Annotated in this window: 14 protein-coding genes; 2 read left to right on the top strand and 12 right to left on the bottom strand. The window is 71.8% G+C overall.

The annotated features are described in order from the left end of the window. Positions 1–79 precede the first annotated feature (79 nt). The 12 genes from BMW99_RS16525 to proS all read right to left on the bottom strand — a co-directional run bounded on the left by BMW99_RS16525 (position 80) and on the right by proS (position 9,624). Positions 80–406, bottom strand: a complete 327-nt coding sequence (locus BMW99_RS16525; RefSeq protein ID WP_018562949.1) for a DUF2469 domain-containing protein — start codon at positions 404–406, stop codon at positions 80–82. Between the two features lie 76 nt (positions 407–482). Beyond that, positions 483–1,220 carry a signal peptidase I gene (gene lepB, locus BMW99_RS16520; RefSeq protein ID WP_069463793.1) on the bottom strand — a complete coding sequence of 246 codons (738 nt, stop codon included), beginning with the start codon at positions 1,218–1,220 and terminating at the stop codon, positions 483–485. A 34-nt stretch (positions 1,221–1,254) separates the two neighbouring features. Then, positions 1,255–2,139: a signal peptidase I gene (gene lepB, locus BMW99_RS16515; protein ID WP_245791498.1), complete on the bottom strand. Its 885-nt coding sequence runs from the start codon at positions 2,137–2,139 to the stop codon at positions 1,255–1,257. A 19-nt stretch (positions 2,140–2,158) separates the two neighbouring features. Next, positions 2,159–3,505, bottom strand: coding sequence for a signal peptidase I (gene lepB / locus BMW99_RS16510; RefSeq protein WP_245791494.1), 1,347 nt, complete (start codon positions 3,503–3,505; stop codon positions 2,159–2,161). Further along, entirely contained in the window at positions 3,498–4,259 is a 762-nt protein-coding gene (lepB, locus tag BMW99_RS16505) for a signal peptidase I (protein WP_079176076.1), read from the bottom strand. The genes lepB (BMW99_RS16510) and lepB (BMW99_RS16505) overlap by 8 nt, the downstream gene beginning before the upstream one ends. Positions 4,260–4,304: 45 nt before the next feature. Continuing rightward, positions 4,305–4,655, bottom strand: coding sequence for a 50S ribosomal protein L19 (rplS, locus tag BMW99_RS16500; RefSeq protein ID WP_069466376.1), 351 nt, complete (start codon positions 4,653–4,655; stop codon positions 4,305–4,307). A 137-nt stretch (positions 4,656–4,792) separates the two neighbouring features. Beyond that, positions 4,793–5,614, bottom strand: coding sequence for a tRNA (guanosine(37)-N1)-methyltransferase TrmD (gene trmD / locus BMW99_RS16495; protein WP_069466375.1), 822 nt, complete (start codon positions 5,612–5,614; stop codon positions 4,793–4,795). 1 nt (position 5,615) lies between these two features. After that, positions 5,616–6,260, bottom strand: coding sequence for a ribosome maturation factor RimM (gene rimM / locus BMW99_RS16490; protein WP_069466374.1), 645 nt, complete (start codon positions 6,258–6,260; stop codon positions 5,616–5,618). Positions 6,261–6,456: 196 nt separating this feature from the next. Continuing rightward, positions 6,457–6,696, bottom strand: a complete 240-nt coding sequence (locus BMW99_RS16485) for an RNA-binding protein (RefSeq protein WP_069466373.1) — start codon at positions 6,694–6,696, stop codon at positions 6,457–6,459. Positions 6,697–6,698: 2 nt separating this feature from the next. Next, complete coding sequence (gene rpsP / locus BMW99_RS16480; RefSeq protein WP_069466372.1) at positions 6,699–7,148, bottom strand: 30S ribosomal protein S16; 450 nt, start codon at positions 7,146–7,148, stop codon at positions 6,699–6,701. Between the two features lie 212 nt (positions 7,149–7,360). Beyond that, positions 7,361–7,951, bottom strand: coding sequence for a hypothetical protein (locus BMW99_RS16475; protein ID WP_069466371.1), 591 nt, complete (start codon positions 7,949–7,951; stop codon positions 7,361–7,363). Positions 7,952–8,211: 260 nt separating this feature from the next. Continuing rightward, entirely contained in the window at positions 8,212–9,624 is a 1,413-nt protein-coding gene (gene proS / locus BMW99_RS16470) for a proline--tRNA ligase (RefSeq protein ID WP_069466370.1), read from the bottom strand. Positions 9,625–9,859: 235 nt separating this feature from the next. On the opposite strand from proS, the gene BMW99_RS16465 reads away from it, so the two are divergent. Both BMW99_RS16465 and BMW99_RS16460 read left to right on the top strand, forming a co-directional pair. Then, positions 9,860–10,684: a methyltransferase domain-containing protein gene (locus BMW99_RS16465; RefSeq protein ID WP_075017037.1), complete on the top strand. Its 825-nt coding sequence runs from the start codon at positions 9,860–9,862 to the stop codon at positions 10,682–10,684. A 158-nt stretch (positions 10,685–10,842) separates the two neighbouring features. Continuing rightward, positions 10,843–11,385 (top strand): DUF402 domain-containing protein, encoded by a 543-nt coding sequence (locus BMW99_RS16460; protein ID WP_069466378.1) that lies wholly within the window; start codon positions 10,843–10,845, stop codon positions 11,383–11,385. Positions 11,386–11,408: the final 23 nt, after the last annotated feature.

Below are 11,408 nucleotides of genomic sequence, written 5' to 3'. Positions count from 1 at the left end.
TGATCTTGAAAGCCGCCCTGTGGACAACCCGGACGGCACGGACGATCCGGCAGCCCGGCCGCGGCCCTCGCGGGCAGCCCTACCCGTTGAACCCGGAGTCGTCGGACGGCAGGTCCAGGTCCGCCTTGTTCAGCTCCTCGATGTTCACGTCCTTGAACGTGAGCACCCGGACCTGCTTGACGAAACGGGCCGGCCGGTACATGTCCCACACCCACGCGTCGGCCATGGACACCTCGAAGAACACCTCACCCTGCACCGAGTGCACCTGCATCTCGTAGTCGTTGGTGAGGTAGAAGCGCCGTTCGGTCTCGATCACGTACTTGAACAGGCCGACGACGTCCCGATACTCCCGGTAGAGCTTCAGCTCCATCTCGGTCTCGTATTTTTCGAGGTCCTCGGCGCTCATGGCATGTTCCCCTTCAGCCGTACGTGCACCCATTGTGCGTCACACGGTCTCACGAGGGAGGCGAACTTCGACGCGGTCACCGCCGCCGCGTCACCAGCTTCGCCACCGGCTCGTACGCCGCGCCGCCCAGGATCAGGGCGGCACCGGCGATGATCATGGCGACCATCCAGCGCAGCGGGCCCTGTGCCGACCGGCCGCCGCCGGCCAGCGCGTCGAACGCGGAGGTCCTGGGAAGCATGCCCATCCTGCTCGGCGGCCAGGCCCGGGCGTCCACCCTGCCCTTGACGTCGCCGACCGGCACGGAACCGCTCTCGGCGTCCTCCAGGTGCAGCCGCGAGTCCTGGGAGACCGACCGGTTGTCGCCGAGCATGAACAGCTCGCCCTTCGGCACCGTCGTGTGGAAGGCCTCCACCGAGGCCGTGCCGCCGTGCACGTAGCTCTCGTCGACCGGCTTGCCGTCGACCGTCATCCGGCCCTGCTTGTCGCAGCAGACGACCACGTCGCCGCCGACCGCGACGACCCGCTTGACCAGCGGCGAGGTGCCCCACAGCTTGTCCTGGAAGACGACCACGTCGCCGCGGTGCACGTCCGAGGCCGAGACCTTCTGGGCCAGCACCTTGTCCCCGGGGTTCACGGTCGTCCGCATCGAGTCCGTCGGGACGGTGTAGGGGCGGTACACCAGCGCCGCCCAGCCGAATCCACCGAGGAACAGGGCGCAGCCGAGGGCGACGGCCAGTCCGGACACCAGGTGTCCCGACCGGCCGCCGCGGTCCCTGCGTATCGCGGCCGTGCCGCGGGTCGTCGTGGCGCTCATGGGCCCGAACCCTACCGGGCGGTACGCGCCGTGGTCAGCCCTTGGCCGGAGCCTTGACTGGACTGTTGCCCCGCAACAGCCGCCTCCTGCGCACCAGGACCAGCGGCGCCGCGCCGGCCAGCCCGATCGCTGCCGGAACGCCCGTGTTGGCCGCGTTGATCCCCGGCTGGGAGAAGGTGGACGGGATGGACAGCCAGTCCCAGCGGTTGATCGGCCAGGCGATCACGATGGCGCGGCCGACCACGTCGCTGTTCGGCACGAAGCCGTTACCGGGCTGGTTCATGTGGTACCGGGAGTCCAGCGAGTCCTGGCGGTGGTCGCCCATCACCCAGATGTGGCCCTTGGGCACCGTGACCTTGAACGGCAGCGACGACGTGCACGCGGTGTTGCCCGGGAAGACATAGGGCTCGTTCAGCGGCTTGCCGTTGACCAGGACGGGTCCGTCGCCCTTGCACTGGACGGTGTCGCCGCCGACCCCGATCACGCGCTTGATCAGGTCCTTCTCGTCGGCCGACGGCATCAGGCCGATGAAGCTGAGGCCCTTCTGCAGCCCGCGGACGACCGGGTTGTTGCTCGCCGGCGGGTTCTCCGGCAGCCAGCCGCCCGGGTCGTGGAACACGACGACCTCGCCCCGGCTCGGGCTGGACCCGAACCACGGGGTGAGCTTGTCGACCAGCACGCGGTCGCCGCGCTGGAGGGTGTTCTGCATCGAGTCCGAGGGGATCGAGAACGCCTGCACCAGGAACGTCTTGATCAGCAGCGCCAGGACCAGGGCGATGCCGACGAGCAGCGGAAGCTCCTTCCAGAACGACCGCGGCTTGGCGCCCGCCCCGGACGGCTCGGGGCGCTCCCCGTCGTCGCCTTCGGTGCGCGACGGGCCCGAGGGGCCGCCGGATCCCGCACGGTGGGCACCCGCCATCGCCAGCCCGGGGGCCGGCTCAGGGGACGCGGCACCGGGGTGCGGCAGTCCGTTGCCCTGCACCAGGCCGTTGCCCGCCTGGGCGACGCCCTTCTCCTGCGTCAGCCCGTTCTCCGGCGCGAAGCCGTTGCCCGGGGCATGGCCGTTGCCCTGCGGCAGGCCGCTGCCCGGGGCCTCGTAACCGTGAACCGCGCCGTGCGCGGCCTCCCCGCCGGGTCCGGGGACCATGCCGTCGGAGTCCGCGTTGTCGACCGGGGGCACCATGGCATCCTCCTTCTCGGGCTCGCCGGATCCAGACCGCGCGCCGACCACCAGGTCCCCCACATCCACTCCTCACGCCTGACCTTCGCCTGCCCCGTTTCCGGTACAGGCCCACCACCCCCATAACGATCGGGAGTTCCGCAGGAGTCGGCAGCTGGTTCGTCCTTTGACCATTGTTGGCCGAGCCCACCCTAGTGGGCGTACCTGTGCCAGGCGTGCCGGCGGGGCCCGACGCGGCCGTGCGCGGTGCCGAATCCGGTCCCGGCACCGACGCGTACGTGCCCGGCTCCTGCAGCCGCTGCCAGTGCCCCAGCGGCCAGGCGATCACGAAGGCCCGCCCGACCACCAGACTCACCGGAATCGTGCCGCCACCAGCCTGGTCGGTGTGGTACCGCGAGTCGGCCGAGTCCGAGCGGTGGTCGCCCATCACCCACAGGCGCCCCGGCGGGACGATGATGGAGAACTTCATCAGGGACGGCGGATTCCCGTCGTACACGTACGGCTCATCCAGCGGCTTGCCGTTGACGGTGAGGTGGCCGGTCTTGTCGCAGCAGGCCACCGTGTCGCCGCCCACACCGATGACCCGCTTGATGAGGTCCTGCTCGCCGGAGGCGGGCAGCAGCCCGATGAAGGTGAAGAACTGCTTCACCTGCTTGACGACCACCGGGTCGGGCTTGGGCTGCGGTTCGCCGGTGAGCCAGCCGCCGGGGTCCTGGAAGACCACGACGTCGCCGCGGTGCGGCTGCGCGCCGAACCAGGGCGTGAACTTGTCGACCAGCACCCGGTCGCCGATCTGGATGGTCTGCTCCATCGATCCCGACGGGATGACGAACGCCTGGAGCAGGAACGTCTTGAGCACCAGCGCGATCACCAGGGCCACGAGGACCAGCAGCGGCACCTCCCTGGCCAGGGAGCGGCGGCGCTTGCGGCGCACCTTGCGGGCCAGCTTGCGGCGCTCGACGCGGGAGGTGCCAGTGCGCAGCGGCGGCGCCTGCGGGGCGTCGATGGCATCAGCGGCATCGGTGGCGCCGGCCGGACCGGCCGCGTCCGCGCCGGCGGGCACGGCCTTGTGGTGGCCGTACCGCGGCTTGCCCCGGTTACCCATGCCGGCCGGCCGGGGACGGGGAGGCGGACGCGGCGGCGGTCCCGGAGGGGCCGGGGGACGCGGCGGCCGGCGCGGGCACCGCGGCGAAGTCGTCGGGGCGGCGCAGGCGCGTCCAGTGGCCGACGGGCCAGGCGATCCAGTCGGCGCGGCCGATGACCTTGCCGACGGGGACGGTGCCGCCGCCCGGATCACCCAGGTGGTCCCGGGAGTCGCGGGAGTCGTCGCGGTGGTCGCCCATCACCCACAGCCTTCCCTGAGGTACCTCGATGTCGAACGGTACCTGGGAGGGCTGGTCACCGGGGTGGACATAGGGCTCGTCGATCGGGTGACCGTTGACCATGAGCCGTCCCTGCTTGTCGCAGCAGGTGACCCGGTCGCCGCCGACGCCGATGACGCGCTTCACGTAGTCCGTCCCGCCGGAAGTGGAGAACGAGTCCTTGCCGTCGAAGACGATGACGTCCCCGCGGCGGGGTGTGCCGCCGAACCGGTAGGCGAGCTTGTCGACCAGCACGCGGTCGCCGACCCGCAGCGTGCTCTCCATGGAGCCGCTGGGGACCTCGAACGGCTCGACGACGAAGTTGCTGACCAGCAGCAGGGCCGCGGTGCAGCCGACGGCGAGGAGGACGGTCCGCCGCCACTCGTCCCACCAGCCGGCCGCACGCGGCCACCGGACAGCGAAACGCGACCGCTCCTGCGGGTCCGCCTCGTCGGCGGGCAGGGGGTCGCGTTCCGTTGCCACTGCTTCACTGTCCATCGCGGCGGAAGCTTATCCGCACCGCGCCAAGGACAGGTCAAGCACTCAGTTGTCGCGCTTCTCCTTGATCTTCGCGGCCTTGCCGCGCAGCTCACGGAGGTAGTACAGCTTGGCGCGGCGGACGTCACCGCGCGTCACGACCTCGATCTTCTCGACGATCGGGGTGTGCACCGGGAAGGTGCGCTCCACGCCGACGGAGAAGCTGACCTTGCGGACCGAGAAGGTCTCGCTGACGCCCGCGCCCTGGCGGCGGATGACGACGCCCTTGAACTGCTGCACACGGGAGCGGTTGCCCTCGATGACGCGCACGTGCACGTTGACGGTGTCGCCGGGGCGGAAGGCCGGGATGTCGGTCCGCAGGGACGCGGAGTTGAGGCCGTCGATCAGGTTGGTCACGGTGGTTCTGCTTCCTCGCCGATGCCACAGGTCATCGACGGAACGTCGTTCAACGATGGGTCAGGGGTGATGCCGCCGGGCCCGGCGGACGTCGTTCCCCCTGTGGCAGGGGCGCGCGCCGGACAGGCAGCAGCCGCTCATTCTTCCACGGCGTCGGGGTTCCGCCCAAATCGGCCGTCCGGGCCGGGCTGCCAGCCGAGGATGCTGAGCATCTCCCGGTCCTTCTTGTCGAACGCGGCGGGGTCCGCGCGCTCGACGAGGTCGGGCCGGTGGGCGACGGTGCGGCGCAGTGCCTCGTCGCGGCGCCAGCGCGCGATCCGGCCGTGGTGGCCGCTGAGCAGCACGTCGGGGATGCCGCGGCCGCGCCACTGCGGGGGCTTGGTGTACACCGGGCCCTCCAGCAGGTCGGCCATGGCGCCCGGGGCGAACGAGTCGTCGGCGTGCGACTGGGCGTTGCCCAGCACGCCCGGCAGCAGCCGTGCGACGGCCTCGGTGACGACCAGGACGGCGGCCTCGCCGCCGGCCAGCACGTAGTCGCCGATGGAGACCTCGTAGACCGGCAGCCGGGTGGCGTACTCGGCGGTGACCCGGCTGTCGATGCCCTCGTAGCGGGCGGGCGCGAAGATCAGCCAGTCCCGGGCGGCCAGCTCGCCGGCCAGCGCCTGGGTGAAGGGCCGGCCGCTGGGCGTCGGCACCACCAGGGCGGGTCCGGACGCGCCGGCCTCGTAGCCGTCCGCCAGCGTCTCGTCGAGGGCCAGGCCCCAGGGCCCGGTCATCATCACCATGCCGGGGCCGCCGCCGTACGGGGTGTCGTCGACGGTGTTGTGCCGGTCGTGGGCCCAGCCGCGCAGGTCGTGCACGCGCACGTCGAGGCGGCCGGCGGCGCGGGCCTTGCCGACCAGCGAGACGTTCAGCGGTTCGAGGTACTCGGGAAAGATGGTGACGACGTCGATCCGCATGTCAGGCGTCCCTGGACCCGGTGTCGCCGGCGCCGCCGGTCCGATCGGCGCCGTCCGTCTCCGCGGCGGCGTTCGCGTCCTCCGCGGCGTCCGCCTCCTCGGCGTCCGTCCCGCGGCTGCTCGCCACCTCGGCCTCGGCGTCGTCGAGCAGCCCGGGGGGCGGGTCGATCACCGCGCGCTGCTCCTCGAGGTCGATCTCCGGCACGATCGCGCTGACGAACGGGATGAGCACCTCGCCGCCCTCGGGCCGCTCCACGACCAGCAGGTCCTGGTAGGGCAGGTGCGTGATCTCCAGGATCCGCCCGACGGCGCGGCCGTCGCGGGTCACCACGTCCAGGTCGACCAGCTGGTGGTCGTAGTACTCCTCGGGGTCCTCCGGCCGCTCCTCCGGGTCGACCTCCGCGATCAGCAGGGTGTTGCGCAGCGCCTCGGCGCCGGTGCGGTCGGTGACGCCCTCGAAGCGGAGCATCAGGCGGCCGCTGTGGACCCGCCCGGTGGCGATGGTCAGCGGGCCGGTGGAGGCCGGGTCGGTGGCGAGCACCGCGCCGGGGCCGAGCCGCAACTCCGGCTCGTCGGTGCGCACCTCGACGCTGACCTCGCCCTTGATGCCGTGGGCGCGGCCGATGCGGCCGACTACGAGCTGCACGGGAGACTCCTGCTCACATTGACGCCGCGGGAGAGCGGCGGGTTGACGCTAGTGGAAGCTGGTGGAGGCTGCTGCCTCAAGCCGGTGAAGGCCGGTGAAGGCCGGTGAAGGCCGGTGAAAAGCGCGGGCCGGGAGTGGCCTTCGCCACCCCCGGCCCGTGCCGGTGTTCAGATGTGCCGAGCGCCGGCCCGGATCCTCAGCGGACCTGGTCCACGTCGACGAGGTCGACGCGCACGCCACGGCCGCCCAGAGCACCCACGACAGTGCGCAGCGCGCGGGCGGTCCGGCCGTTGCGGCCGATCACCTTGCCGAGGTCGTCGGGGTGCACCCGGACCTCCAGCACACTGCCGCGGCGCAGGTTGCGCATGCCGACCTGCACATCGTCGGGGTTGTCGACGATGCCCTTCACAAGGTGCTCAAGGGCTTCCTCAAGCATGCTCAGGCCTCGGTGGACTCGGCCGGGGCGGCAGCCTCGGCGTCGTCGGCCTTCTTCTCGGCCTTGTCGGCCTTCTTCGCCTTCGGGGTGATCGCCTCGCCCTTGGGCTCGTCGGCGGTGTCCTTGGCGGCGGCCTCGAACAGGACGCGCTTGTCGGCCTTGGGCTCGGCCACGAGCAGCGGCGCCGGGGCGGGCTCGCCCTTGTACTTCTGCCAGTCACCGGTGAGCTTGAGGATGGCGAGCACGGGCTCGGTCGGCTGCGCGCCGACGGAGAGCCAGTACTGCGCGCGCTCCGAGTCGACCTCGATGCGCGACGGGTTCTGCACCGGGTGGTACAGGCCGATCTCCTCGATGGCCCGGCCGTCACGGCGGGTACGGGAGTCGGCGACGACGATGCGGTAGTGAGGCGAACGGATCTTGCCCAGACGCTTCAGCTTGATCTTGACTGCCACGGGAGTGGGTTCTCCTGGTGTTGACGTGTTTGGGCGCGACGAAAATCCACGTGGGGTTGTGGGAATCGGGCGCCCGATGGACGCGTCAGCCGAAGGAGAGAGGGTTCCTGCACGGCTGTCGAGTTCTCAGCTGAACATTCTGCCATACCCGGCCGGGTCCCACGCACGCCGGCCGGGGATCTGTACGGACCTCCCCCGGGTCCCGGGGTCCGTCACGCGGCCCCCACGACCTCCGGGATGCGGAACGGCTGCCCGCACGCGCCGCACATGATCGGCGCCTGGGCGAGCACGGACGGGACGACGCGGACGTTGCGCCCGCAGTCGCAGACCGCCTTGACGCGTACGCCGCCACCCGAGGAGCCGTGGCGGGCGGCCGGGCCCCGGAAGGAGCGGGCGGTGTCCGCGGTGGTGGCGACGGTGTGGGCCTTGAGGGCCCGCTGCAGCCGGTCGATGGTCGCGCGATATCGCTTGCGGGTGTCGGGCCGCATGACGACGAGCGAGAAGCCGCTGCTGGGATGCGGCTCCTCGGCGTGGTCGAGGCCCATCTCGTCGGCGATCGCGAGGAACCTGCGGTTGTGGTAGCGGCCTGCGCGCGAGGTGTCACGGATGCCGCGGGAGGCGGCGATGCCGTGCACGGCCTCGTGCAGCAGCCTTTCGAAGGAGAGCTCGGTGCCGCAGGCGGACGAGGACTCTCCGATCAGGGACTCGGGGGCGGCCAGATCGGGCAGCTCGGGGTGGTGCCGTTGAATGTCGGCCCACGCGACTGCCAGCTCGGCGGCGAGAACAGGTGGTGTCGTGCTCACGCCGTATCAACGAGCCGGGCGGCCCTGGTGTTCCGATTCCGGGCCAGTCCAATTAATTTGCACTGATCGGTCAGTTCCGGATGATGGGCATGACGAAGGGCGGGTGCGGAGAGACCCGGAGAAGCTGGCGAAGCCGGTGAAGACCTGCCAGACCCGGAGAAGCGTCCCGCACCCGCCCCCGGCGGGATGTTCGGTGTTTTTTCCCGCTATCGGGCCGGATGACGCGAGATCGTCCTGTGCGGCCCGGGCGATCGGGCCTGTCAGTACGCGCGGGCGACGATCGCCAGGGTGCCCGGCTGGTCGTCGGCGGTCGGCACGGAGCCGTCCTCGGCGACCAGGCAGCGCACCGAGACGCCCTGCTCGGCGAGCTTGGCCTCGCCCTCGGGACCGAGGTCGGCCCACGGGATGCGGGCCCAGCCGGTGGCGGCGGCCTCGGCGGCCTCGTCCAGGGTGGCGACGTCCACGGTCCTGGCGATCCTGCGATCGCGGGACTCCTGGAGCAGCCGGGCCTGGTCCTCCTCCAGCACCTTGGGCAGCAGCGTCTCGAGGCTCTCGAGGGCGACCGGCTCCTTGCCGCCGGCGATGCGGCGGGCCAGCATCGCGGTGCCGTTCTCCAGGTCGCGCGGGCCGACCTCGACGCGCAGCGGCACGCCCTTGAGCTCCCAGTCCACCGCGCGGCGGCCGAAGGGGGTGTCGGTGCGGTCGTCGACGACGACCCGCAGCCCGGCCGCGGTCAGCTTCTCGCCGATCTCGCGCACCTTGGCCACCACCGCCTCGTCGTCCTTGATCGCCAGCACGACGACCTGGACGTGGGCCAGCCGCGGCGGGACCCGCAGCCCGTTGTCGTCGCCGTGCATCATCACCAGGGCGCCGATCATGCGCGTGGTGCTGCCCCAGGACGTCTGCCAGACGAACTCCTGGGCGCCGTCCTTCGACAGGTACTGGGTCTGGAAGGCCTTGGCGAAGTTCTGGCCCAGCTCGTGGCTGGTGCCCAGCTGCAGCGCCTTGCCGTCGCCCATCATCCCTTCCAGGGTGAGGGTGTTGATGGCGCCGGCGAAGCGCTCCTTGACCGTCTTGCGGCCGAGGACCACGTCCATCGCCAGGACGTTCTCCATGAAGTCGGCGTAGACGTCGCGCTGAATACGGGCGGCGAAGGCCTGCGCGTCGGCCTGGGTGGCGTGGGCGGTGTGCCCCTCCTGCCACAGGAACTCGGTGGTGCGCAGGAACAGGCGCGGGCGCAGCTCCCAACGCACCACGTTCGCCCACTGGTTGATCAGCAGGGGCAGGTCGCGGTAGCTCTGCACCCACTTGGAGAAGTACTCGTTGATGATCGTCTCGGACGTCGGCCGGACGACGATCGGCTCCTCGAGGTCCTTGCCGCCGGCGTGCGTGACGACCGCCAGCTCGGGGGCGAAGCCCTCGACGTGCTCGGCCTCCCGGGTCAGGTAGGACTGCGGGATGAAGAGCGGGAAGTAGGCGTTCTGCACGCCGACCGCCTTGATCCGCGCGTCCATGTCCGACTGCATCCGCTCCCACAGCCCGTAGCCGTACGGCCGGATGACCATGGTGCCGCGCACCGGGCCGTTGTCGGCCAGTTCGGCCTTGTTGATCAGGTCCTGGTACCAGCGCGGGAAGTCGTCCGCCTGGGGAGTGAGAACGGGAGCCTTAGCCATGGAGGCGATGGTACGGCCCGCCGCGGCCCGAGCGTGAATCGGCCGGTGGTACCTGCCGGTACCCGGAAGTTAACAAGAACGCCCCATCCGGACCCTGGACGGCGCGGCGATTCAGCAGTTGTCTGGCTTTCGGGGACTCCTGCGGTACTTCGCCGGGATCGTCCCGGAAGAGGATCACGGAGCACAAGCGCACGGCGCACGGCGTGACGTCCGATCACAGCTGATTGGGGCTTCCATGGCACCTACGCTCTATCGCGGATCCAGGCCCGGTGCGGAGGGCAGGGCGCGGGACTGGGCGGAGATCCAGGAACGGATGCTCGTTCCTCTCTACGAGACCGTGTACGACCGCCTCGAGGTCGGCACGGGCACCCGGCTGCTGGGACTGGGCTGCGGCTCCGGTCTGGCGCTGCTGCTGGCGGCGGCGCGCGGCGCGGCCGTCACGGGCTGCGAGGCGGACGGGCAGCGGCTGGCACTGGCCCGCCGCCGGTTCCAGCCGCAGCCCCAGTGGGGGCGCCGGGTCCGGCCGGCCGCCGGGACGCACCTGGTGCCGGGCCTGCCGGGGGTCGCGGAGTACGACGCCTACGACGTGGTCACCGCCTTCGACCCGGGCGAGCCGGTCGCGGAGCTGCGGCCCGCGCTGGCCGCGGTGGCCGTGGGCGCGCCGCGCGGCACCGCCGTGGTGCTGGCCGGCTGGGGCCCGCCGGAGCGCTGCTCGGCGTCGCGGGTGCTGCGGGTCGCGGAGCGGCTCGCCGAACCGCGCGGGCCGGCCTCGTTCGGGTACGGGATGCGGCTCAGCGGGCGCGACGACCTGGTGGACCTGGCCCGTGACGCGGGACTGCGGCCGGACGGCTCGGGACGGGTGTCGTGCCCGTTCGGCTACCCGGACCTGGACAGCGCGGTCCGCGGCCTGCTGTCCACGGGGCTGTTCGACGCGGCGGTGGACGCCACCGACCAGCAGCAGGTCGACAAGGAGATCAGCGAGGCACTGCACCCCTTCCGCCGCGCGGACGGCTCGGTCCGCATGGAGAACGTGTTCCGCTACGTCGTCGCCAGAGTCTGAGTCGCTGCGTTCGTCGCGTTCGCAGCGTGCGCTGCCTTCGCTGCGTACTTTGCGTGCGCTGCGTGTGCCGGTTCGCGGGAAACCCGGTGGCCGCGGTCCACCGGGTGCGCGAGGCTGGCCGCATGTCCGAGCCCATGCCCGAACCGGCGCCCGTACCGATGTCCGAGCCCGCGCCCCAGCCGGCGCCCTCTCCCGGTCCCCTGCCGCCCGGTTCCGCGACGTGCGTGCGCCTGGTCAAGGCGGGCCGCGAGAAGGTCCGTTACGACGCGCAGGTGCTCCACGACGACGGGGTGCGGGTGGTGGTGGAGGCGCCGTGGTCGCTGCCCGGCACCCGGGACTTCGGGTTCGTGCGCTTCGAGCCCGGCGACGTCTTCACCGAGCACTACTGGCGCGACCGCTGGTACGCCGTGAAGGAGGTGCGGGACGCCCGCGGCGTCCTGAAGGGCTGGTACTGCGACATCACCAGGCCGGTGCGGGTCACCGGGGACGGCGCCCTGGTCTCCGAGGACCTGGACCTGGACCTGTGGCTCTCCGCCGACGGCACGGACGTGCGGCGGCTGGACGAGGACGAGTTCGCGGCCAGCGGCCTGGCCGGGCGGGACCCGGCGGCCGCCGCGCGGGCGTCCGGCGCGCTCGACGAGCTGGAGGCGCTGGCCCGCGGCGGCGGTTTCCGCGCGCTGCTGGCGGGGCTTCCGGGCTGAACCCGCGGGCCGGGGCGGGCGGC

Origin of the sequence: Actinacidiphila rubida (assembly GCF_900110255.1) — a bacterium.
GTDB lineage: Bacteria > Actinomycetota > Actinomycetes > Streptomycetales > Streptomycetaceae > Actinacidiphila > Actinacidiphila rubida.
Note: the sequence above shows the minus strand (reverse complement) of the source record. Positions and strands in the feature narration are given on the sequence as shown.